The 22,820-nt window shown below is 68.0% G+C and carries 22 protein-coding genes; 10 read left to right on the forward strand and 12 right to left on the reverse strand.

All coding sequences use genetic code 11. The features are described 5' to 3' along the window. The first annotated feature begins 41 nt into the window (after window positions 1–41). The 7 genes from ACJMKX_RS07120 to ACJMKX_RS07150 all read left to right on the forward strand — a co-directional run bounded on the left by ACJMKX_RS07120 (window position 42) and on the right by ACJMKX_RS07150 (window position 7,464). Window positions 42–2,501: a TonB-dependent receptor gene (locus ACJMKX_RS07120; protein WP_405223030.1), complete on the forward strand. Its 2,460-nt coding sequence runs from the start codon at window positions 42–44 to the stop codon at window positions 2,499–2,501. Between the two features lie 121 nt (window positions 2,502–2,622). Next, complete coding sequence (locus ACJMKX_RS07125) at window positions 2,623–3,315, forward strand: TIGR04282 family arsenosugar biosynthesis glycosyltransferase (RefSeq protein WP_405223033.1); 693 nt, start codon at window positions 2,623–2,625, stop codon at window positions 3,313–3,315. Then, window positions 3,312–4,019, forward strand: a complete 708-nt coding sequence (locus tag ACJMKX_RS07130; protein WP_405223036.1) for a TVP38/TMEM64 family protein — start codon at window positions 3,312–3,314, stop codon at window positions 4,017–4,019. Before ACJMKX_RS07125 ends, ACJMKX_RS07130 begins: the two co-directional genes overlap by 4 nt. After that, window positions 4,016–5,473: a dihydrolipoyl dehydrogenase family protein gene (locus tag ACJMKX_RS07135; protein ID WP_405223039.1), complete on the forward strand. Its 1,458-nt coding sequence runs from the start codon at window positions 4,016–4,018 to the stop codon at window positions 5,471–5,473. The genes ACJMKX_RS07130 and ACJMKX_RS07135 overlap by 4 nt, the downstream gene beginning before the upstream one ends. Beyond that, on the forward strand, window positions 5,470–6,180 hold the full coding sequence (locus tag ACJMKX_RS07140) for a glycosyltransferase family protein (protein WP_405223042.1): 711 nt from the start codon (window positions 5,470–5,472) through the stop codon (window positions 6,178–6,180). The genes ACJMKX_RS07135 and ACJMKX_RS07140 overlap by 4 nt, the downstream gene beginning before the upstream one ends. After that, window positions 6,177–6,572: a hypothetical protein gene (locus tag ACJMKX_RS07145; RefSeq protein WP_405223045.1), complete on the forward strand. Its 396-nt coding sequence runs from the start codon at window positions 6,177–6,179 to the stop codon at window positions 6,570–6,572. The genes ACJMKX_RS07140 and ACJMKX_RS07145 overlap by 4 nt, the downstream gene beginning before the upstream one ends. Further along, entirely contained in the window at window positions 6,565–7,464 is a 900-nt protein-coding gene (locus tag ACJMKX_RS07150) for a radical SAM protein (RefSeq protein WP_405223048.1), read from the forward strand. The genes ACJMKX_RS07145 and ACJMKX_RS07150 overlap by 8 nt, the downstream gene beginning before the upstream one ends. Before the next feature lie 153 nt (window positions 7,465–7,617). Here ACJMKX_RS07150 and ACJMKX_RS07155 read toward each other — a convergent pair whose 3' ends face one another. From ACJMKX_RS07155 to ACJMKX_RS07205, 11 genes are all read right to left on the reverse strand, one after another. Continuing rightward, on the reverse strand, window positions 7,618–8,568 hold the full coding sequence (locus ACJMKX_RS07155; protein ID WP_405223051.1) for an AgmX/PglI C-terminal domain-containing protein: 951 nt from the start codon (window positions 8,566–8,568) through the stop codon (window positions 7,618–7,620). A gap of 14 nt (window positions 8,569–8,582) precedes the next feature. Then, on the reverse strand, window positions 8,583–9,116 hold the full coding sequence (locus ACJMKX_RS07160) for an ExbD/TolR family protein (RefSeq protein ID WP_405223054.1): 534 nt from the start codon (window positions 9,114–9,116) through the stop codon (window positions 8,583–8,585). Between the two features lie 3 nt (window positions 9,117–9,119). After that, window positions 9,120–9,626 carry an ExbD/TolR family protein gene (locus ACJMKX_RS07165; protein ID WP_405223057.1) on the reverse strand — a complete coding sequence of 169 codons (507 nt, stop codon included), beginning with the start codon at window positions 9,624–9,626 and terminating at the stop codon, window positions 9,120–9,122. Continuing rightward, window positions 9,623–10,276: a MotA/TolQ/ExbB proton channel family protein gene (locus ACJMKX_RS07170; protein ID WP_405223059.1), complete on the reverse strand. Its 654-nt coding sequence runs from the start codon at window positions 10,274–10,276 to the stop codon at window positions 9,623–9,625. Before ACJMKX_RS07170 ends, ACJMKX_RS07165 begins: the two co-directional genes overlap by 4 nt. A gap of 25 nt (window positions 10,277–10,301) precedes the next feature. Further along, a complete protein-coding gene (locus tag ACJMKX_RS07175; protein WP_405223062.1) occupies window positions 10,302–10,730 on the reverse strand; it encodes a hypothetical protein in 429 nt (142 codons plus the stop codon). Further along, window positions 10,730–11,395: a tetratricopeptide repeat protein gene (locus tag ACJMKX_RS07180; protein ID WP_405223065.1), complete on the reverse strand. Its 666-nt coding sequence runs from the start codon at window positions 11,393–11,395 to the stop codon at window positions 10,730–10,732. The genes ACJMKX_RS07175 and ACJMKX_RS07180 overlap by 1 nt, the downstream gene beginning before the upstream one ends. Further along, window positions 11,373–14,174 carry a tetratricopeptide repeat protein gene (locus ACJMKX_RS07185; protein ID WP_405223067.1) on the reverse strand — a complete coding sequence of 934 codons (2,802 nt, stop codon included), beginning with the start codon at window positions 14,172–14,174 and terminating at the stop codon, window positions 11,373–11,375. Before ACJMKX_RS07185 ends, ACJMKX_RS07180 begins: the two co-directional genes overlap by 23 nt. Continuing rightward, on the reverse strand, window positions 14,171–16,018 hold the full coding sequence (locus tag ACJMKX_RS07190) for a tetratricopeptide repeat protein (protein WP_405223069.1): 1,848 nt from the start codon (window positions 16,016–16,018) through the stop codon (window positions 14,171–14,173). The genes ACJMKX_RS07185 and ACJMKX_RS07190 overlap by 4 nt, the downstream gene beginning before the upstream one ends. A 7-nt stretch (window positions 16,019–16,025) precedes the next feature. Further along, window positions 16,026–16,589 carry an AraC family transcriptional regulator gene (locus tag ACJMKX_RS07195; protein ID WP_405223072.1) on the reverse strand — a complete coding sequence of 188 codons (564 nt, stop codon included), beginning with the start codon at window positions 16,587–16,589 and terminating at the stop codon, window positions 16,026–16,028. 52 nt (window positions 16,590–16,641) lie between these two features. After that, window positions 16,642–17,145, reverse strand: coding sequence for a TlpA family protein disulfide reductase (locus ACJMKX_RS07200; protein WP_405223075.1), 504 nt, complete (start codon window positions 17,143–17,145; stop codon window positions 16,642–16,644). A gap of 393 nt (window positions 17,146–17,538) precedes the next feature. Continuing rightward, on the reverse strand, window positions 17,539–18,576 hold the full coding sequence (locus ACJMKX_RS07205) for an FAD:protein FMN transferase (protein WP_405223078.1): 1,038 nt from the start codon (window positions 18,574–18,576) through the stop codon (window positions 17,539–17,541). On the opposite strand from ACJMKX_RS07205, the gene ACJMKX_RS07210 reads away from it, so the two are divergent. The 3 genes from ACJMKX_RS07210 (at window position 18,575) to ACJMKX_RS07220 (ending at window position 22,169) form a co-directional block, all read left to right on the forward strand. Next, on the forward strand, window positions 18,575–19,165 hold the full coding sequence (locus ACJMKX_RS07210) for a LemA family protein (RefSeq protein ID WP_405223081.1): 591 nt from the start codon (window positions 18,575–18,577) through the stop codon (window positions 19,163–19,165). The genes ACJMKX_RS07205 and ACJMKX_RS07210 overlap by 2 nt on opposite strands. 35 nt (window positions 19,166–19,200) lie before the next feature. Then, window positions 19,201–21,156 (forward strand): M48 family metallopeptidase, encoded by a 1,956-nt coding sequence (locus tag ACJMKX_RS07215; protein ID WP_405223084.1) that lies wholly within the window; start codon window positions 19,201–19,203, stop codon window positions 21,154–21,156. A 158-nt stretch (window positions 21,157–21,314) separates the two neighbouring features. Next, on the forward strand, window positions 21,315–22,169 hold the full coding sequence (locus ACJMKX_RS07220; RefSeq protein ID WP_405223087.1) for a lipid-binding SYLF domain-containing protein: 855 nt from the start codon (window positions 21,315–21,317) through the stop codon (window positions 22,167–22,169). An 81-nt stretch (window positions 22,170–22,250) separates the two neighbouring features. On the opposite strand, the gene ACJMKX_RS07225 is transcribed toward ACJMKX_RS07220, so the two are convergent. Continuing rightward, entirely contained in the window at window positions 22,251–22,733 is a 483-nt protein-coding gene (locus ACJMKX_RS07225; protein WP_405223090.1) for an EexN family lipoprotein, read from the reverse strand. Window positions 22,734–22,820 lie beyond the last annotated feature (87 nt).

Raw genomic sequence — 22,820 nt, forward strand, 5'->3', positions numbered from 1 at the left:
GGAAACGCCGCGCCGCGTCGTCAACAGCGGAGGGGACACTCATGAGAACGCTTTTATCGACGGCGCTGGGGGCCTGCGCCGTCTCACTGGTCGGTCTCGGCTATCCTGTCGGCAGCCTTGCCCAGGAGGGCGCCGGGCTCGCCATCGAGGAAATCGTGGTTACCGCCAGGAAGCGCGAGGAATCGCTGCAGGAAATCCCGATCGCGGTTTCCGCCTTCGACGCCCAGACCATCGAGAACCGGGGATTGCAGTCCATCGACGACGTCTCCCGCTTCACGCCCGGCCTGAGCTTCTCCAAGGCCTTCGGCCGCGCGACCGAACGTCCCGTGATACGAGGCCTCAGCAACGTGCTCGCCGGCGTGCAGTTCGGCGTCGAGGCCGGCGCCGCTTACTTCGTGGACGGCGTCTACTACCCCGGCGACATCCAGAATCTGGACCTGGGCGACCTGGAGCGGGTCGAGATCATCAAGGGGCCCCAGAGCGCACTCTACGGCCGTAATACGTATTCCGGCGCCATCAATTTCGTGACCCGGAGTCCCGGTGACGAATTTCGCCTCGACGCCAAGGCGCTGACCGCCAGCGACGGCGAGACCGATTTTCGGGCCACAATGTCGGGTCCGCTCCTGCGTGACGTGCTCGGCGCCAGCCTGACCGCCCGCGCGTACGACTACGACGGCGAATGGACCAATACCATCACCGGCGGAACGGTGGGTGACGAGTCCTCGCGTTCGCTCAGCGGCGTGCTCGACTGGACGCCCACGGACACGTTCAGCCTCCGAACCCGCGTGCAGTTTAATGACGACGACGACGGACCACCGCCGATCTTCCTCCAGCCCGCCGAGTCGAACAACTGCTTCCCGGGCTTCCGCTCGATGGCGTCCTGGATTCTCACGGGAAGCAGCAACAACAACCAGTACTACTGCGGCCAGATCAATCCGGGCCAGGTGGCGCTGAACACGGATGCGATCTCCGGCTCCAGCCCAACAGTGCCAGGCCTCCCGCCGGGCTCCACCTTCTTCGGGAACCTGTACTCGGGTAATGACGGTACTGCGTTCGACGGACTGGAGCGCGAGCAGACGCTAGTGAGCCTGCTGGCGGACTGGACCATCGGCCCGGGCTACGAACTGACCGCTTCCAGCGCCTTCCGCACGGACGAGGTGAAGACGGGCTACGACAGCGACCATACGTCGGTGAATTTCTTCTTCGCGCCCCTTCCAAGCGGCATTGCAGAAGGATTCTTCGCCAACACCAACCGCGACGACATCGACGACTACTCGGTGGAAGTGCGTTTTGCCTCGCCGACCGATCGCGCCTTTCGCTGGCTGATCGGAGGGTTCTTCTACTCCCAGGAGCTCGAGGGCAGCGACATCACCTTCGCAGACCCGGACGGTGGTCCCGTAATCGACATCTCCGACACCCGCAACGAGGCCTGGTTCGGTTACATCGAGTACGACTTCACTGACCGCCTAACGGCCAGCCTGGAAGGGCGCTATGCGAGCGAGACGAAACAGCTCTGGGAAGAGGCGACTACGACCGAGCCTGTGTTCAATGACCGGGACGAGTGGTCGAACTTCACGCCGCGGGCGACGCTGGACTATCAGATAACGGACGACACGCTTCTCTATGGCGTCATCGCCAAGGGCGTGAAACCGGGCGGCTTCAATGGAAACGCCGGACTGGTCAACGACGCACCCACCTATGAGCAGGAGGAGGCCTGGAATTACGAGCTGGGCCTGAAGGCGAGCCTGAACGAAGGACGGGTGCAGCTCTCGGCAGCGGCCTTTTTCATCGACGCCCAGGACATCCAGCTGACGACACCGGTGCCCAACCCCGCCGGTTCTGCCCTGACCTCGATCGCCACCAACCAGGGCTCGGGCGAGGTCATCGGTCTGGAACTGGACGTGCGCGCCAACATCTCCGACCAGCTCGACGTCGGCCTGACCTATGCACTGGCAGACTCCGAGTTCACCGAGGGCTGCGACGACTTCCAGTGGACGCTCACCAGCGGTGGCGGCGAGCTGCAGCCGGGCGGCGAGTCCGTCAGCGCGGACTTCACGGGCAACGGCGACTGCTCCATCGAGGGCAAGCAGTTCCCGATTTCCTCAAAGCACCAGGCGAGCGCCTTCTTCAACTGGTACCTGCCGGCCGGCGGCGCGAACGAGTGGTTCGTCACCGGCGACGTCACCTACGAGTCGAAGAAGTTCGTGCAGGTGCACAACCTGGCCTACGCGCCGGGCGCCACCGTCGCCGGACTGCGGATCGGTTACCAGACGCCGAACTGGAGAGTCTCTGCCTTCGCACGCAATCTCTTCGACGAGGACTCGGTCGTAATCGCGACGCGCTGGCTGGCGATCCCGCTCCTGTCACCGCAGTTCTCCCTGAATCCTGCGGCGTCGATCCCGGGCAGCGCAGCCGGAGGCGCTCCGCGTGCGTTCTTCACCACGTTGCGGCGCGGTCGTCAGATCGGTGCGGAGTTCAGTTACTCCTTCGGCGGCGATTGACCTTCACGACTCCTTCCAGCCCTCGCCGCCCGTGCGGCGAGGGCTTTTTTTTCGGCTGACTGAAATAATCGACCGGGCCGGGCTGGTCTTCCTGACCGGGACCGGTCAGTCTGGACGTACCATGGTCGGCACGGATGACGCTCTTATACTGTTCTCCAAGCGGCCGAAGCACGCCAAGCAGCGGCTCGTGCCCGCACTTGGCGAGGAGCGCACCGCGGAACTGGCGCGGCAGCTGCTCGAATGCGCGCTTGAGGATCTCGCCGGCTGGCCTGGCAGCGCCGTGCTCTCGCCCGCCGATGCGGCCGACGGGGAGTGGGCTGCCGGCCTGGGCCTCGCCGGCGCGCGGATACTGCCCCAGCGCGGCGGCAACCTCGGCGAGCGGCTCAACGACATCGACCTGCGGCTGCGCGACGAAGGATATAAGACCCGGCTGTACGTCGGGATGGACTGCCCGCTCCTCGGCGTGCCGGCACTGACGGACGCGGCGAACGCCCTGGACGAGACAGACGTCGTGCTGGGCGCGGCGGAAGACGGCGGCGTGGTCTTCATGGGTACCGGCCCGGGCTGGCCGCCGCTGGCCGGCCTGCCCTGGAGCACGGAGCGGCTCGCCGACGCGCTGGCCGGGGCGTGCGAGGCCGCGGGCCTGCGGGTGCGCTGGCTGGAGCGGTGGCCGGACGTGGACCGCGCGGCAGACCTGGGTGCGCTCGCCGCCGCCCTGCGCGACGACGCCCGGCCGGCGCGACAGCGGCTGCTGGACTGGCTGTGGGATTGGCTGCGGCGAGAGGAATACGGACAACGGCAGGACGCACAGTGAATTCACGCAAACGCATACTGATACTCGTGGCCGGTCTGCTGGCGCTCGCCGTGGCGGTTTACGCGCTGCCGGTCGGCGGCTGGCTGGAAGCGGTGATCGGCTGGATCGGGGCTCACCGTGAGACCGCGGGGCTGGCATTTTTCGCCACCTACGTGGTGGCCACGGTCTTCCTCATTCCCGGTTCCATCCTCACCGTGGCGGCGGGTTTCCTGTTCGGCGTCGTGGTCGGCACCATCGTGGTCAGCATCTCCAGCGTAGCGGGCGCGACCGCGGCGTTCCTGGTGGGCCGGTCGCTCGGCCGGGACTGGGTGCGGCGCAAGGTGGGCACGGACCGGCGGCTGGCAGCGGTGGACCGTGCCACGGAGGACCGCGGCTTCCTGATCGTCATGCTGCTCAGGCTCTCGCCGGTCTTCCCTTTCAACGCGCTGAACTACTTCCTCAGCCTGACCGGCGTCAAGACGCTGCACTACGTGCTGGCGTCGTGGATCGGCATGCTGCCGGCGACCATCCTCTACGTCTACATCGGCTCGGCAGCACAGGACCTGGCGGCGCTGCTGGCCGGGGACTTCGGCACGGGCACGGCCGGCGACATTCTGTTCTTCGCCGGACTCGGTGCCACGGCCGTGGTGACGGTGCTGGTGACCCGGTTCGCCACCCGCACGCTGCGCACGGAACTCGCACGGGCCGAGGCGGCGGAGTCATGAACGGCTATCCGGGCGCAGCGGCGGACCGGGAGTGGAAGAGCCTCGTCTTCCCGGAGGACTACCGCAACCCCGCACCGGCGGAGCGCTACCACCTGGTGGTGCTCGGCGCGGGTCCCGGCGGGCTCGTCACGGCCATCGGCGCGGCGGGACTCGGTGCCAGGGTGGCGCTGGTCGAGCGTCATGCGATGGGCGGCGACTGCCTGAATGCCGGCTGCGTGCCCTCGAAGGCGCTGCTGGCCATGGCGAAGCGGCGTCGCGCAAGCGGTGGCGAGCAACCGGACTTCGACGACGCCTTCGCCTGGCTGCGCTCGGTGCGCGCGGGGATCGCCCATCACGATTCGGTGGAGCGCTACAGCGAGGCGGGCGTGGACGTATTTCTCGGCGAGGCCCGAATGGTCGACGGCCACACCGTGGCCGTCGGTGATGAGCGCCTGCGTGCGCGCTCGGTGGTGATCGCCACGGGCAGCCGCGCCGCCATGCCGGCCATCGACGGCCTGGCCGAGGCCGAACCACTGACCAACGAGACCTTCTTCGATCAGCGTGCGCAGCCCCGCCGGCTCGCGATCCTCGGCGCGGGCGCCGTCGGCTCGGAACTCGCGCAAGCGATGGCGCTGCTCGGCACCGAGGTGCACCTGTTCGAAGCGGCCGACAGGCCGCTGCCGGCGGAAATCCCGGCTGCCGGCGAACTGGTCGCCGCCCGGCTCAGGGAAGATGGTGTCCACTGCCACTTCGGCGCCGCTGTCGAGTCGGTCCGCCGGCAGGACGGCACGGTGACGGTCCGCGCCGGCGAGATCACGGCAGAGGCGGACGCCGTGCTGGTCGCGCTCGGGCGTCGGCCCAACGTCGAGGGCCTCGAGCTGGAGGCCGCCGGCGTAGACTACGATGCCAGGGACGGGATCCGCATCGACGAGCGGCTGCGCACGTCGAACCGCGCGGTCTACGCGATCGGCGACGTGGCCTCGCAGCAGCGCTACACCAGCAACGCGGACCGCCAGGCCCGGGTCGTGATTCGGAATGCGCTGTTCCCGGGCAGCGGTTCGATGGATGCACGCCACGTAACCCGCTGCGTCTACACGCAGCCGGAGGTCGCCCACGTCGGCGCGGAGGAATCCCGACTGGCGGAGGACGGATTCGACGTCTACGAGGTCGAGTGGAGCGAGCTCGACCGGGGCCAGGCCACGGGCGATACGGCGGGCTTCGCGCGGGTGCTGACGGAGAAGGGCGGCGACCGGATACTCTCCGCCACGCTGGTGGGCAGCGATGCCGGTGAACAGATCGCGCCGCTGTCGATCCTGGTGGCCCGTGGCGAGGGGCTGGGCGCGCTGGACCCGGCCGTCTTCGCCTACCCCACTCGCGCAGAATACCTGCGGCGCCTGGCGGACGCCTACAACCGCAGCCGGCTCACGCCGTTCGTCGCCAGGCTGTTCCGGCTCTGGCTCAGGCTGCGCCGTTGAGTGGCGAGCGCGTCGCCGTGGTTGTCCCCGTGCGCGGAGACGCGCGACCGCTGGCGGAGCTGCTCGGCCGCCTCGGCGACGAGCCCGACCAGAAGATCGTGGTCAGCGCAGGCGACGACACGGCCATAGAACGCATCTGCGCGGAGGCGGGGGCGCGGTGCCTGACCGCCCGGGCGGGCCGTGGCCCCCAGCAGCACGCAGGAGCACTGGCAGCGGGGGCCGACTGGCTGTGGTTCCTGCACGCAGACGCACTGCCCTGCCCCGGCTCGGTCGCGCGGATCCGCGAAGCCGCGGCCGGCGGCGCCGTGGGCGGCCATTTCCGCTTTCGCTTCCAGGGCCCGCAGACTGCCGGTCGCCGACTGCTGGCTGCGCTGATCAACGTCCGCGCCCGCTTCGGCATCCCCTACGGCGACCAGGGGCTGTTCTTCCGGCGCGACGTCTACCTGGAGTGCGGCGGCTTCCCCGACGAACCGCTGTTCGAGGAAGTCCGGCTGGTCCGGCGCGCGCGGCGCCGGGGCCTCTTCGTTAGCCTGTCCTCGCCGCTCGGTGTCTCGCCGCGGCGCTGGGAACGCGATGGCTGGATACGCCGCACGCTGGGTAACCGCATGCTCGCTTTGGGCTATGCTATGGGGTTTTCCCCGCGCCGCCTGGCACGCATCTACGAGAACCGAAAGGAGAACCGGGTCAACCGGCAGACAAGATCATGACCATCTACGCTGGCAATTCCTGGGCGCTGAGACTCGCTTCCGGCTGGACCGGCCGCAGCGAGGACGACGCCGAAGTGCTCTATCACCCCGAGGGCGCCGGCGCGCTGCGCGTGAGCGCGGCGCGCAAGGACGACCCGGTCACGGACGAGGACCTGCAGGGATTCGCGGTCCAGCACCCGGAGGAAGGCGCCGATGCCGAGGCCGTGGAATGCGGCGAGTTCCGGGGCTACCGCTACGACATCGAGGGCGAAAGCGTCCTCGTCCGCCAGTGGTTCCTGCGGGCCGGCACCCTCGCGCTGTTCCTGACCTACAACTGCTCGCTGGAACACGCAGGCGAGGAGGACGAAGCACTGGAGACCATGCTGGAGACGCTGAGCCTTGTTCATGATTGAACGCCCATCGCTTTACCACACGCGAGACGACGAGCCGCGGGGCTATATCGATGCCCACGCGCTCGACGAGCTCTGGTTTCATACCGGCACGGCCTGCAACCTGGCCTGCCCGTTTTGCCTGGAGGGGTCGAAGCCGGGTGACACGCGACTCGACCGCGTCACGCTGGAGGACGTGCAGCCGTTGATGGCGGAGGCGTGCGACCGGGGCGTGCGGCAGTTCTCGTTCACGGGCGGCGAGCCGTTCATCGTCAAGGACTTCGTGCGCATCCTCCGCCATGCCGCCTCGCGACGCCCGTGCCTGGTGCTGACCAACGGGACCGAGCCGGTGCTGAAGCGGCTGCAACAGATCGAGAGTCTGCGGGAATGCCAGCACCCGATCTCGTTCCGCGTCAGCATCGACTGGCCGGACAGGGACCGCCACGATGCGGGTCGCGGCGCCGGCACCTTCGATCAGGCGCTGGAGGGAATACGCTCCCTTGCGGCGCTGGGTTTTCCGGTGTCGCTGGCCCGCCAGGCGGAGAAGAACGAGGACAGCATCGCCGCGGACGAAGTCTTCCGCGAGCTGTTCGCCGCCAATGGCATCGACCGTGACACCCGCATCGTTTCCTTCCCGGATTTCGGCACTCCGGGCAGCGCCTTCGATGTGCCGGAGATCACCGAAGACTGCATGACCCGTTACCACACGGAGAAATCCCGGCGCGGATTCATGTGCGCCTATTCACGAATGGTGATCAAGAAAGGCGGCCGGATGAGGGTGTACGCCTGCACGCTGGTCGATGATGACGAGGACTACGATCTTGGCGGCAGCCTGGCTGAGGCCGACCGCCGCGTCTACCTGCGCCACCATCGCTGCTACAGCTGCTTCGCCTACGGCGCCTCCTGCAGCGAATGAAGGTGATGAAGGTGTGATGAAGGTGCCGGACCGAACTTTTGGAACTTTCTGAACTTGTTGTTCGCTCTGTCGCGTGAGCGTCCTACAGGCGAAAGCCGAAACGCAAGAAAGTTCCAATAGTTCGGTCCGGCACCTTCTACACCTGCTAGCCTGCTAGGCGGGGAAGAAGTCTATGGGTTTGGTGGTGGTGACGGCTTCCACGTCTTTCGCGTCAAAGCGGAAGAGTTTGACGCGTTGGACGAGCTTGCGTTCGAGTTCATCGTCGCCGAGGTCGCTGGAGACGATATCGCAGGCGGTCACCGTCCCCGACGGCGCGATGGTCAGCCTCAGCACGAGCTTGCCCTGCAGCGTGGGGTCACGGCGCAGCGCCCGATTGTACAGCGCGTAGATCGCGCCCTTGTTGCGGTCGAAGACCAGCTCGATCTCCTCGCGACTGCGCGACGCCTTGCCGCTGTCGCCGCTCCGCCGCGCCTCGCCGCCACCGCCGCCGACACCGGCCACCGGGCTCTCCACTTTCGTCGTGTCCCGCGCGGCCAGACCGCTGCCGCCGGTATTGCGCGACAGCGAGGCCGTATTGATGCCGCCGCTGCCGCCCGCCACGTTGGAGGTGATCAGCGAACGCTCGTTGCTGGGACCGCTCCCGACCGAGCCGGTCAGGTCCTTGTCCGCCTTGACCGATGCGACGGCCTGGTTGTCACGCAGGTCCGCGAGCTCGTCTGCGAAGGGCAGCAGCCCCGCCACCGAGGCCTTCTCCCGCGCCTGCTCCACCCGGTCGACCGGCTCCGGTTCCGGCGCGGGTTCCGGGACAACCTCTTCCGGCACCGCCTCCTCGGCCACGACGGGCTCCGGCTCCTCGGGCTTCTCCTCCACCTTCGGCGGCGGAGGAGGCGGCGGCGTGCGCTCTTCCAGCAGCAGCTTCGCGAAGCGCTCCGGAATCTCCTCCGTCTCGAACGGGTCGCGCTCGGGCACCGGCAGCCACGGCCAGATCAGCCCGAGCACGAGCAGCACGCCGCAGACGATCGCGAGGATGCGCCGGAAGCGCTGCTCCTGATCCGTCGAGACGGTCCAGGGCAGCTCGTATTCTCTGTAGAAAGGAATATCCAAACCCCTGCTCCCTGTCACGCCCCGGTGCCGGTGACCTGAGCGAGCTGCTCCGAGCTCTTCTGCAGCACCGCCAGCGATATGCGCCCGTAGTCCGCGTCGCTGCACGTGCGCATCACCTTTTTCAGCAGCCGATAAGGGATATCGCGGTCGCCCATGATGGTCACGGCCCGCTGCGCGATCTCCGCATCGGCCGTCTTGCGCAGCACCCGATCGTTCTGCGACTGCAGCGCCGCCTTCAGCGGCTCCAGTACGCTGGTATCACGCGCCATGGCTTCCTCGATGGTTATCACCGGCGTGCCCTGCACCAGGATCTCCGTCTCGGACACCAGGATTACCACCGTCTCCTCGGCCCTCTGCTCTGCGATCGATTCGGGCAGCTGCAGGTCCTTCGCATTCGGTAGCACCTCCACCTCCGCGGAGTTCACCAGCAGGAAGAAGACCAGGATGGTGAAGATGTCCATCAGCGATACCAGGTTCAGCGCCGTCGCGCCCTTCGAGCGCTTGTGCCGCCGGTCCATCCGTTTGGCGCGATTCGAGTGCAGTGCCATGATTCAGGCTCCTTCGGCTCGCGCGACCGCGTCACCGATGGAAATCTCCGGGAACAGCTCGCCCTTGACGAGATTGCCCGCCACCACCGTCTCGGCCACCCGCACCTTGTCCATGACCTGCACCAGCACGTCGTAGGAGATGTCGGGCTCGAGCAGCAGCGTGGCATCCAGTTTGTCCGGGAAGCGCGCCTTGATCGCCTTCAGCTTGTCCGCCAGCGCCTGGAGGTCGTAACCGTCCTCGCTGTTCGGGATGCGCGATAGCAGGCCCTGGTTGCGGTCACCGATCTCGATCATGTCCGAGCGCACGGTGATCTCCAGGGTGAGCGTCTGCTGGGGTTCGGCGGCGGGCTCGGAAGAGGAGCCTGGCAGATTCAGTTCCAGAATCGCCAGTCGCGAGAACACCGCCGTAATCAGCAGAAACGGCACCAGGATCACCATCAGGTTCATGAACGCGGTGATGTTGAGCTCCGCCGCCTCGATATGGCGCCGGGGCCTGCGATTGCGGATCATGCCGCCTCCGTGCCCTTGCCTTCACGCTCGGTGATGGCGTTCAGGAACTTCACGGACGCCATCTCCAGGCTGTCGACGATCTGGTTGGTCTTCGTCTGCAACACCGTGTGAATCAGCAGCAGCGGGATGGCCACCATCAAACCGAAGGCCGTCGTGTTCATGGCCACCGAGATGCTCGCCGACAGCATGTCCGCCTTCTCCGCGGGATTGGCATTAGCCACCGCCGTGAAGGCGCGGATCAGACCGATGATGGTACCGAGCAGGCCGAGCAGCGTGGCGATGTTCGCCAGCGTTGCCAGATAATGGGTGCGCTTCTCGAGCTTCGGCAGCACCTCCATCATGCTCTCCTCCATGGCCTTCTCGATGTCGTCCCGACGTCGGGCCGAACGGATACGGTACAGACCGTAGGTGAGAATGGTGCCGATGGCGGCCTTGGACTTGCTGGTCAGCTCCACGGCCTTCTGGAAGTTGCCGGCCTTGAGATAAGGCACAATCTTCTTCCAGAGCTGCCGGTTGGAGGCGCCCGAGTAAGTCAGGAAAAGATAACGCTCGATGGCGATCGCCATACCGAGCCCGAATACCAGCAGGATGGGGTACATGAATTCGCCCCCATCCTGGAAAAAACGCACTACGGCGCCGAACATATCCATTTGATTGCTCCTCTAAAATCAAACGTCATTGCGAACTGCCGGCATCGCTGCCGGACTCAGCGCCGGCCTCCGGGCCGGCATACAGGTTCTGGTAGTAGTCCACCTGGCGGACAAAGACCTCCCGGTCCACGGGCGCGAGCACCTCGTCCAGCAGGCTGTTCACCGGGCGGCCCACCAGGTCGCCGAGGTCGGATGCCTTCCAGGGCACGATGTAGAGCACCTTCGGCAGCTCCCGGTTACCGGTGATCTCGGTGCGCTCCAGGTCCAGCTCGTCCATCACGCGGGCCTCGCCGCGGACTGGCGGCGCCGACGTCTCGGCCGACAGCGCTTCACCCGACACGGCCGGTTCCATCACATCCCGCTCGTCGCTCTCCTCGGCGGCCACGGGCGCGAACGCCGGAGCGACCAGCAGGAAAAGGACCGGCAGCAGCCGCATGGCGTGCGCGCCACGCATCAGTCGGCCCTCGCCGACTGGGTCTCGATGCCGAGACGCCGCCTGATATCCACTATCCACATCGCCACCCTGTCATCGCCTCCGCTGGTAAGCGCCTGGTACTTCTCGTAGTGGCTCAGCGCCGTTTCCGGGCTGCCCAGATACAGGTCGTTGAGCACGCCAAGGTTGAAGTGTGCCAACGGGTACTCGGGATCTGCTGTGACGGCCTTCAAATAAGCGGCTTCTGCTTCGGCGAAACGACCGGCCTCCCGGTGCATGACGCCGAGCTGATTCAGGGCCGGCGCATAACCGACGTCGAGGCCCAGGGCCCGGTCGAGAGCCGCCCTGGCCTCGTCGGGCCGGTCGCCCCGCCGGTAGACGATCGCGAGGTTCGTCCACGCGCCCGGGTAGGCCGGGTTGGCGTCGACGAATCGGTTCAGCAGCGCCTCGGCGCCCTCCAGATCTCCGGCCTCCAGCAGCGCCACGGCCTTGCCGTAATCGGCCCTGACCCCGGGGGCGACCCCGGCCGCCGGGTCTGCCGGCACCTCGTCGGCAGCGCTCTGCCCGCCGCCGGTGCTGGCGCAGCCGGCCGCCAGCGCCGCCATTGCCACCATGCCGGCCAGCAGCGCCAGGCGCGGCCAGCGGCGGCGGACGGCGCCCGCCTCAGTAAAGGCCCGGTAACGCATCTTCCGTCTTCTCCGCTTTCGCATAACGCGCCGGCATCAGCGCCGCCAGCTCCTCGAAGCTGCGGCGCACCCATTCGTCGTAGACACCATCGTTGGCGCGGGCGGCGTTCACCTCGTGCAGTTCGATGGACTTCTCCTCGAACGGGAACGCCTGCTCTTCCAGCAGGATCTCGTATTGCTCGAGTTCCAGTTCGTCCAGTCCGGCCGGCCGCTCGGAGTCGATGAGATCCTTGCTGAACCGGTGGTAGACCTCCGCGATGCGAAAGGTCGCCGCGGTCGTCACCTCGGCGACGCCGTAGTCGGCCGCCCTGCCGTAGGCAGCCAGCAGCTCTTCCATCATCGCTTTCTTGGCCGCCAGGCTCTCCTTCAGGGGATGGCTCAGCGGCACGGCGGCGAAGGAGCGCCGCTTCGGCTCGGCGAGTTCCAGCGAGGCCTTAGCCGCCAGGAACTTCGTGCGCTCGGTACGCGCGTCGCCGGCGCCGGCGTCCGCGCTGACAATGGCTTCCAGCCAGCGCTGCCGGGCGCCCGCATCGCCGGCCTCCCTGGCCAGCTCGGCCAGTCGCTGGCGCGCCTCCACGGCTGCGGCCACGGGGGCAGGGAAACGCGCGACGATGTCCTCGAGCACGGCGCGCTCCTCGGCGACGCTGCCGGTCTCCTGATAGAGGTCGGCGGCCTGCCACAGGGCCTCGCGCTGCAGCTGCGGCGTCGTCGAGCCCGCCACAGCGATGCGGCGAAACTCGCTCGCCGCGCGGCCCTTGCGGCCCGATTCCATGTAGACGACGGCCAGGCGCCGGGTCACCTCGTCGGCGCGGTCGCTGTCGGGATAATCGAGGCGGAAGGTCTCGAGGACGCCGGCCGCCCGGTCCCAGGCCTGCATCGCGATCAGCACGGCGGCCGCATCGTACTCCGCCGTCTCGCGGATCGACGCCGCGGGCACCACCGTGCCGACGCGCAGGAAGTGCCCGACGGCTGCCTCCTGCTCGCCCGCCTCCCGGGCGATCTCGCCCTGCTTGTAGATGGAGGAGGCGATGCGCTGGCGTATCTCCGCCACGACCTCGGAATCCTGCGGGTCGGTGCGGGCCCGGAGCTCCAGGTAGGCGCTCTCTGCCTCCGCATAGCGGCCCAGGTCGAAGCGGGAGTGGGCCATCACCCGCCACGCCGTCCCCTCGAGCGCGGGGTCGACCGGCGGCATCTTCGTCACCACATCGCCGGCCACGGCGATGGCCTCCTCGAAGCGGCCCTGGCCGAACAGGTCTTCCGCCACGGTGGTCAGGACCGCCCCGGTCTCCGGATGGGCCGGGAACGTATCGGCGAAGCGCAGCGCGCTCTCGAGGTAGCGCTCGTGCCAGGCCGTGCGGGCTTCCGCCTGCAGGGACTCCTCGTGGCGGCGATAGGCCAGCAGCGCGGCATAACCGGCTTCGGCCGCCTGGTCGTGGAAGGCATAACCGTAGGCGGTCGCCTCGTAGGCGTCGGTGGCGGCCTGATAGTCGCCGCTCTCGTACAGGATCTCCGCCAGCAGGAAGTGGGTATTCGCCGAGTCCTCCTCGCCGGGGAAGAAATCCAGGTGCTTGCGGTACCAGCGCGCCGCCCGCTGGTAGTCCGCGGTCTCGCCCTCTTCCTGAGCGCGGGCGTGATAGTACTGCGCCAGATCCGTGATGCTCGATTTCACGTGGCCCACCACGGCCTCGTGTTCGGCACGCGCGCGCTCCGCCCACCAGGGCGTATCCATGCCGTAGCGCTCGACGAACTCCTCCTTGGCTTCCAGCACCAGCGTGGGGAAACCGCCTTCCCGGTAGGCATCCACGACGCGCACCAGCAGGTGGGGCGCGCGGTCATGCAGAGCGTCGCGCTCGACGAAAGCCCGGTAGGTGGCCGCGGCGTCGTCGTATCGCTCCTTCTCCAGGTAGAGGTCGCCCAGGTTCTCGTAGATCGCGTACGTGTAGTGCGGCGCCAGGTGCTCGTCCAGGTAGGCATCGATGCTCTTCGCGCCTTCCAGGTAGGAGAACGTGATGGAGAGGACGCGGAAGGTATCGGCGACCAGTTCGCGCTCGGCGCGGCTCAGCCCGTCCAGCATGGCCTCCCGGTCCGCGGCGCCGGGGGCCACCTTCAGGTCCAGCAGGCCGAAGAACGGCTCCAGGCTCTCTTCGTGCAGCGCCAGCTTGAAACGGCTCCAGCCGAGCTTGTACAGCGCCTGCTGGTAGAACCCGGTGTCCGTGCCGGCGGCCGCCAGGATGCGGTAGGCCTCCTCGGCTTCGGCATAGCGCTTCAGCGAGAACAGCATCTCGCCGCGGCGGAACTGGGCTTCGTGGAAGTGCGCGGTGTCGGGCCATGCAGTCACGAGTTCGTCCAGCACTACCAGGGCCTCTTCCTGGCGACCGGCGCTCTCGTAGGCCCGCGCGAGCTGGTAGAGCACCAGGTCGTTGCGGGCGTAGTCGGGATAGGTCTCGAGCAGCTTGGCGTACAGCTCGATGGCATTGTCGTAGCCCAGCCGCTCGATGGCCTCCGCGTTGGCGGCCAGCTCGGCGGCCTCGGTGGCCTCCAGCTCGAGGTCGGCCAGCCGGCGCATGGCCTCGGCCTTCAGCGGATCATCGTCAGCGAGCTCGAGGAAGCGCCGGTAATTCTCCCGGGCCAGGCGGTTGCTGCCCGGAATGGGGCCGGCGGGCTCCACCTCGACCCGCCGCTCCTCGAGACTGCCGATTGTCTCCTCGCCCGACGGCTCGTCGCCGCCGAATGGCCAGAGCCAGCTCAGCGCGATCAGGCTGATGGCCGCGCCGTTCACGGCGTGTCCCTCAGCTGTGCGGCGCGATCGTAGATGGAAGCGAGCGCGAACCTCGCCTGCACCGTGTAGGTGGCCATGCGGCCCTTCTGCGCCTCCAGCTCACGCACCGAGATGCGCCTGAGGTAAGCCTCCTGACGGTCGGCGAGATCGGCCAGGCGGTTCAGCAACGCATCGATGCGCGGTGACAGATCGTCGATGCGCGACCGGAAGCCGGCCAGGGTCTCCGGCCCGTCGACGCGGGCCTGATCGACGTTCTGGCGCGAACGCCGGCCCTCGGCCAGCGCACGCTCCAGGTCGCGCAGATTCTTGCGCTGACGCCAGACGCGGGCCTTGAAATGCTTGTCCAGATCCCAGGCCAGCACCCCGCGCATCAGGCGCAGCTTCGCGGCGGCGTCCTGCGCCTCCGGCAGGTCCGCCTCCAGTACGGGATCGGCCGACAGCGTCTGCACCTCCTCCCAGAGGCTGTGTTCCCGGGGCGTCGCCAGGGCCAGCGCGTCGCGCTCCTGCACGATTCGATTCAGGCGGGACTCGAATTCCCGGCGGCGCTGATCGATCGCCTCCAGGTCGGCGTCCGCGAGCGCCTGCTCGACTCGGGGCAGGCGGCTGGCATAGGCGAGCCGGCGGGTCTCCAGCATGTGGTCGAACACGCCGACGCTGTCTCTCCAGTCCAGCAGGTTACGCTGCAGGAAGCGAAGGTCGCGGTAGTTCTTCAGCGCCTCCTGGAACTCGTGGCTCGCGAGCAGATGCGGCAGGTAGCGGTTCTCGGTGGTCGCCGGCAGTTCATCGAGTTGCCAGTACCAGCCCATCTGGTCGCCGGGGTCGGCGGCCAGCAGCGTGTCGATCATCTCGCCCCTGCGGATGCGTTCGATGGCGCCGTCGATGCGGGAGGACTCGGCTTCAAAGGCGTCGATGGCGGTCAGGTAGTGTTCCGCGGCCCTGGCGTTCGCACCGAGCCTGCCATAGGCGTAGGGCACGGCCAGCAGCGATTCCTGCACGGCCGGGTCCAGCAGATTCCGGGAACGCAGCTCCAGCCACGGCACCAGCGCACGCTCGAATTCCGCATCCGCCGAATCGGCCCACCCTGTGCCAAGCAGCGCCTTGTTCGAGAACGGGCCCTGCAAGCGCACGCGCTCGAGCACCGGCCGCGAGGCCTCCGGGCGCTCGTCCTGCAGATAGCTGTAGCCCAGCGCGACGTTCGCCTTGTCCCGCAGGCTCTTCATCTCCTCGCTGTCGGCCCGGCTGCGCCCGACCTCGTCGAGCAGCGCGGCGCCCTCCGCCAGCTGACCGTTGCGGACCAGCGCCACGCCGAGGTTGTAGCGGGCGTAGGCCAGCCAGTCGCCGGGTCCGCGCCAGTTCGAGAGGTTGTCGATGGCTTCCTGGTAGCGCTCCTGGCCCATCAGCACCTGCGCGGCCAGCATGCGCCGCTCGGCCTCCAGCTCGTCCGGCAGCGCATCACGGATCTCCGCCAGCGCCAGTTCGGCGTCCCGGTGATAGCCCCGCTGGAAGCGGATCTTGGCCAGGAAGAACCAGGTCCGGTCGCGGATCGACGGATCGGTACTCTCGGCGAGCAGACGCTCGAAGATCAGCGACGCCTCCTCGTGCTGGCCGTAGGAGAGGTAGAGCCCCCCGCGCAGCAGTTCCGCCTCGGCGGCATGATCCGCCACCAGCCCCCGCTCTTCCGCGGCGGTCAGATGCACCAGCGCGGTGAAGTAGTCTCGCTGATAGAAATGGAAAAGGACCTCGCCGTAATGCGGGTCCTCCACGGTGACCGGTCCCTGCTCTGCGATGGCGGCCGCCGGCAGCAACAGGGCCGCCGCGGCGGCCAGGAATTTTCGCCCGGCCACCAAATCCCTACTCCCACTCGGTAACGACGAACTCGGGCTGTTGCTTGTGCTTGCGGTCCGAGATCTTTAGTTCCATGTACTTGGCGCCGATACCCTTGTCGAATACGAGATCCGCGCCGCGTCGGTAGTCCCGGCCATGGGGACCCTTGCCGCTGAAGAAGGCCACCAGCTCGTGCTCGCCCACCTTCAGATTACCGACGTGGATGCGGTGCACGCCGCCCCGGCGCAATGCCTGGGCCTCGCGTTCGGTGTAGAGATAGTTGGCGACCTCCTTGCCGTTCACCTCGAGGCTCACGGACTCCACGTCGAAGAAGGTGCCGACGTCGAGCGAGACGAACATCGCCACCTGGGAGTTGGCCGGGAACAGGAGGTCCTCCTCCAGCAGGAAGAGTTCCCGGTTGAGGTCCAGCACCTCTTTCTTCAGCGACTGGACCTGTTGGTCGAGGCTGCGGAATTCCTGCTCGTCGCCGGTATTAGCGCGTTCACCAGTATTGGCTGCACCGGCGGAAAGCACGTGGGCGTTGATCCCGGTGATCACCAGCAGCAGCAGGGGGAAAAGCAATCGTCTCACTGTCCTGACTCCGGGCGCCGTGGCGCCTGTTCGCGACCGGTTCCGTCCGCCATCATTCGCGCAGCAGCGTGCGGACCTGGTCCAGGTAGTACTCTTCGTAGCCGGGCTTGTAGCCGTAGTGCGTGTAGCGGACGACGCCTTCGCGATCGAGGATAACGGTGACCGGCATCGCCTCCACCCGATACAGCTCGCTCACTTCCTTGCGGTCGTCGAACAGCACCGGAAAGCTGATGCCGAGTTCCTCGGCCATCTCCATGGCACGGCGCGGGTCGTCGTCGATGTTTACGCCGAGCAGCTGGAAGCCCACCCGCTCGTAGCGGTCGTAGAGTTCGTCGAGCAGCGGCATCTCCTGGCGGCACGGTCCGCACCAGGTAGCCCAGAAGTTGATCATCACGACCTCGCCCCGGTATTCGGAGAGGCGCAGGTTCTCGCCGTCCAGACTCGTCAGGGCGAAATCGGGCGCCTGCTGGCCGTCGAGCGCGCCCTTGCTGGCCAGTGCCGGTGTAGCAGCGAACGCCACGAGCAGCAGGGCAGCCAAAGATCTCCTTATCTCCATCACGGACTCCTCACTGGTTGCACGGGCGGCGAGCCCGTACGGATTACACGGGCGGCAGGCCCGTACGAATCACACGGGCGGCGGGCCCGTCGGCGACCGAACATAATGGTCGCAGCGCTTGCACGTGAGCGGCCGTGATGCCTGTCACAGTACCGCCAGGCCTGTGCGAAGGCGTCGGGCGGACACGGGTGTGACGGGCAGCGACGGCCACCGCAAGGATCACTAGCAAATGGCGTGCCAGCCTCGGCGGGGCGCGGTTTATCAGGGACTTAGCAACGGAGGGACGCCGGGCCGCGGACGCTGGTGTCGGCAGCAGCGGACAGGTTCGGGCGATAGCCCGCTAATTAGCTGACAATTATGGATTTTTCCTGTCGCAAAAAGGCGACGGCCGCGTCACCCCGGCGGGGTCAGCCCCAGGGTGTAATGCATGCGCCCGCCGGCATCGATCACGATGGCTTCATAGCCGGGCAACTCCTCGATGAGGGCAAGGCCGCGCTCGACACCGAGCACGAAAACGGAGGTGGACAGGGCGTCCGTCAGCACGCCGTCCGGACCGACCACGGTCGCGCTGTAGACGCCCCGCGCCGGCTCGCCGGTAGCGGGCGACAGGATATGGTGGTAGCGGACGCCGTCCTCCTCGAAATAGCGCTCGTAGTCGCCGGACGTGGAGATGGCCTCGTCCACCAACGGCAGGCGCACGGCCACGCCTTCCTGGGAGCGGGGATCGCGCACACCCACCACCCAGGGTTCGCCGCCCCGGTCGCCCAGCAAGCGGGAATCGCCGCCCGCCGTAACGATCGCATGGCGATATCCGGCCTCGGCGAGCACGGCCACGGCGCGCTCCACGGCGTAGCCTTTGGCGATGCCGCCCAGGTTGATGCGCACGCCGTCCCGCCCGAAGCGGATGGCATGGTCCTCCGGCACGAGCGTGACCAGGCGGTAATTCAGGCGCCCGATCTCCTCCTCGATGGTGCCGGCGTCGGGCCGCCGGCCGGCACGGTAGTCGTAGTGCTGACCGACGCTGTCGTAGGTAATGTCGAACGCACCGTCGGTCAGGCGCGATACCCGCAAGGCCGTCTCTACCAGGCCATAGAGTTCCTTGCCCGCCGGCACCGGCCGCTCGGCCGCATGGCGGTTGATCTCGGAGATACGGCTGTCGTCGATATAGGTGCTCATGAGCTGCTCGATGCGGTCGATCTCGGTGATCGCCGCATCGACGGCCGCCGCCGCGGCCTGCGCGGACGCCTCGCCGCCCTCGTACCAGAGCCGGACACTGATCCGCGTGCCCATCATCGTCTCGTTGCGGTCCAGCCAGGCCGCCACGGCGGGCTGGGCGAACGCGAGGCAGGCCAGCAGGCACCAAATCGCTGGTCCTGCCGTGCCGCGATGGGTATGCTCGGGACCCGGGACTGTTGCGGAGAGCCCGTCCATGTCTGGATTCCTCATATTCCTCGGCCTGATCGTCGTTGTCGCCGTCTTCGGCATCGGCATCTACAACCGGCTGGTCAACTCGCGTAACCGGGTGAAGAATGCCTTCGCCCAGATCGACGTCCAGCTCACGCGCCGTTACGACCTGATACCGAACCTCGTCGAGTCGGTGAAAGGTTACATGAAACACGAGCGTGAGACCCTCGAGGCCGTCATCAGTGCCCGTAACGCCGCCGCCTCCGGGCTGACCGCGGCGAAGGCCGACCCCGCCAATGCCGACGCCATCAAGCAACTGGCAGCCGCCGAGGCGACGCTGGGCGGCGCGCTGGGGCGCCTGTTCGCACTGGCCGAAGCCTATCCGGACCTGAAGGCCAACGAGAACATGCTGCGCTTCCAGGAAGAACTCGCCAGCACCGAGAACAAGGTGGCCTTCGCCCGCCAGGCCTTCAACGACGCGGTGCTCACCTACAACAACACCCGCGAGAACTTCCCGAACAACATCGTCGCCGGCATGTTCCGTTTCGAGCCGGCTTCCTTCCTGGACATCGAATCCGAGGAGAAGCGCACGGTGCCGGAAGTCTCGTTCACCTGACGAGCGGGAGCGGCGCCGCCCGCTGAGTAGCCGCCGTGAACTTCTTCGAGGCCCAGGACCGCAGTCGGCGCACCAGCCGCTGGCTGGTCGCGGTCTTCCTGCTCGCTACCGCCGTCATCATTGCGGCGGTAACTCTTATCGTGGCGGCCGCTCTCGCCCTGATGCAGCCTGAGACCGCCGCCGGCCTGCTGAACGGAGGCCGGCTCTCCGCGAATTCGGGCCTGCTCGGTAGCGTCGCCCTGGCCACGGCGGCCGTGATCGGACTGGCGAGCCTGTACCGCACGGCGCGTCTCTCCGACGGCGGCGGGCAGGTGGCCCGCGAACTCGGCGCGACGCCTGTGCCCACCGACGTGCAGGATCCGCTGCGGCTGCGCCTGCGCAACGTGGTCGAGGAGATGGCCATCGCCTCGGGCGTGCCGGTACCCGAGATCTACGTGCTGGAGGAGGAGCCGGGCATCAATGCCTTCGCGGCCGGCTTCAACCCGGGCGATGCGGCGATCGCCGTCACCCGCGGGACGCTCGAGACGCTGGACCGGGACGAGTTGCAGGGCGTGGTCGCCCACGAGTTCAGCCATATTCTGAACGGCGACATGCGCCTGAATATCCGGCTGATGGGGCTGCTGTTCGGCATCCTGGCCATCGCGCTGGCCGGCCGCATGGTGCTGCGCGGGACACGTCACGTTCGCCTGAGCGGCCGCTCCGGGCGGGGCGGCGCGCCGGTCGTGCTCGTCATCGGCGTGGGACTGTTCCTTATCGGCTCCATCGGCGTGCTGTTCGCCCGGCTCATCAAGGCGGGCGTCTCCCGACAGCGGGAGTATCTTGCGGATGCCTCGGCGGTGCAGTTCACCCGCCAGACACAGGGCATCGCCGGCGCGCTGAAGAAGATCGCCGCCGCGAGCGCCGGCTCGCGCTTCCGCGCCGCCGATCCCGAGGAGGTGAGCCACATGCTGTTCGCCTTCGGCGGCCGCTCGTTCACCCGGCTGATGGCCACCCATCCGCCGCTCGAGAAGCGCATTTTGGCCCTGGATCCGTCTTTCGATCCGGACAGCCTGGCGGAGATAACGCCGGGCGGAGGAGCCGCCGAAGACGAGGGCCGGGTCGCCGGTTTCGCGGCCGGGGCGGCCGGCGCGGCGGGAGCGACCGGCGCCGCAGAGATGCCCATGGATGCCGAGCGTATCACCGCGAGCATCGGCAATCCCGGCGACGAGCAAGTGGCATTCGCCGGCCGCCTGCGGCGCACGATCCCGGAAGAGGTGCACCATGCGGCGCACTCCCGCGACGGCGCGGTGTTGCTGGCACTGGCGCTGATCCTGCACGCCGAACCCGCGGCACGGCAACGCCAGCTGGCACTGCTGCAGAGCCGGATCGGCGATGCCCGCACCCGACGCGTGGAGAGGCTGCATGAGGACTGCGCTGCCCTCGGCCCACTCTACCGTCTGCCGCTGCTCGAGCTCGCCTTCCCGGCCCTGAAGGACCGGCCGCAGGCTCAGCTCGCCTTCCTCGTCGAACTCGGCGAGGAACTCAGTACCCTCGACGGCGCCCTGGATTTCTACGAATACTGTTTCACGCGAACGCTGCGCGGACATCTGTCAGAGGCGCTGGCACCCCGCGCCGAGGCCCGGCGGGAGGGCACGGGCATCGGCCGCCGCGGCGCCCGCGCCGCAGTGCACCGGCTGCTCGCCACCCTGGCGGCCCACGGCGCACGCAGCGAGGAGTCGAGCCGGCGCGCCTACGAGGCCGGCGTCGCCACACTGGACGGCGAGTGGCCGCCCTATCGTCCACTGGCCGACTGGAAGCAGGAACTGGACGCCTCGCTGCAGATCCTGCGACACCTCTCCGGCCGGGCCCGGCGCCGGGTTGTGGTGGCACTGATCGCGGTGATCCGGCACGACCGGCGCACCACCCTGGCCGAGGCGGAGCTCCTGCGCGCCGTGTGCGCCATGCTGGACTGCCCCCTGCCGCCGCTCGCCGCGGAGGTGGCGGAGCACTGAGGCGGGCCGGATCGCCGCTCGGCGAAATCGCGTATCATTCGCATCCTATTGCCACTTCATATTGCCAGTTCAATAATCACTTCGGACCGGAGCCGCGCACGCCTGCGGGTGGCTGCCGCCGGAATACCCGAACAGCGAACCAGAGAGCGAGCGAGCCAATGAGAATCCTGATGACCGCCTGGCTGTGCGCGGCCGTCCTGCTGGCCGGTGCCGCCCGGGCCGAAACGCCGGAAGAACAGCGCCTCATCAACGCGACCGAAGTCCTGGAACAGCTGGCCGCCATCCCCGAGGACGGCATCCCCCCGGCATTGCTCGGCAGCGCCTACGGCGTGGCCGTCATCCCGGACGTGCTGAAGGTGGGTCTCGTCGTCGGCGTCCGGCGGGGCAAGGGCGTGCTTGTGGTGCGTCAGCCCGACGGTCAGTGGAGCCAGCCGAGTTTCATCACCGTCACCGGCGGCAGCGTCGGCTGGCAGGCGGGCGCGCAGTCCTCGGATCTGATCCTGGTATTCAAGAATCGTCGCGGCGTGGAGGGCATCACCGACGGCAAGCTGACGCTTGGCGCCGATGCATCGGTGGCAGCCGGGCCGGTGGGCCGTTACACCTCCGCCAGCACCGATATCCGTCTCCGCTCCGAGGTGTATTCCTACTCACGCACCCGCGGGCTGTTCCTGGGCGTGGCCGTCGACGGCGCCGCCCTCGGCATCGACCATTCCGCCAATGCCGCCTTCTACGCGACGCCGGGCGTCGGCGCGGAGTCGATCTTCTCGGCCGACGGCGTCACCGCCCCCGTGCAGGCGCGGCGCTTCGTCGCCACCCTCACCCGCCTGACGCCAGAGGACGGCACGGCGCTGCCGCCGCCGGCGCAGGAGACGAGCGGTGACGGCGCATCCACGCCGGCGCGCGACGGGCCGGAACCGGAAGTACGGACCTACGGTATCGGCGATGGCGCCGGTGAACCGCCACCGCCGGAGGAAGAGCCGGAGACCTTCGAACCGGTGGAACCTGACGAATAAACCCGAACGACGTCATGGCCGCGGGCAGGATCATCGACGAGGCGGGCCGGCCGGACTGGCGACGCCCGATCCGCGTGCCCGTCAGCGGTCACCGGACTGAGTGTCCCCCGCGACCGGATCGTCGCCCGGCGCTGGCCCGGCCGGCGCCCCTGCGGGCGCTCCGTTCCCGTCGCCGGGCGCGCTAGCTCCGCCCTCGAACAGCTGCCGCAGCAGCTCCGCCTCCTCGGCGCGGCGCTCGGCTTCTTCGGCACGCTGGCGGGCCTCGTCGGCCGCTCGCTGTAGTGCCCGCAGCTCATCCAGCTTGCGCTGTGACTGGGCCTCCAGCTTGCGCAGCCGCTCCTCCTCCTCTTCCACCGATATGCGGTGTGCCGCCTCCCGGGCGTTCTGGCACTCCGGCTCGCGCAGCGTGCGGGTGCGGTCGGCATTGCAGCGGGCCAGCGTCGCCTCGAGAGCGATCGGATCGTCCAGGAAGTCGGCCGTGGTCCGGGGCGGAGGCTCGGGCACACAGCCCGCCGCCGCCAGGACGGCGACGGTCAGGAGTACGCTGCAGATTCGCTGTTTCACTGGTTTACGGATCTCTGCCCGGCGGCACGAAACGCCGAAAATACTATCACGCAGGATCGACCTGTCCCGTGACGCAGGTCGCGCCCC

It is taken from the genome of Lentisalinibacter sediminis (assembly GCF_040706615.1).
In the GTDB taxonomy this organism is placed as follows: domain Bacteria; phylum Pseudomonadota; class Gammaproteobacteria; order Steroidobacterales; family Woeseiaceae; genus Lentisalinibacter; species Lentisalinibacter sediminis.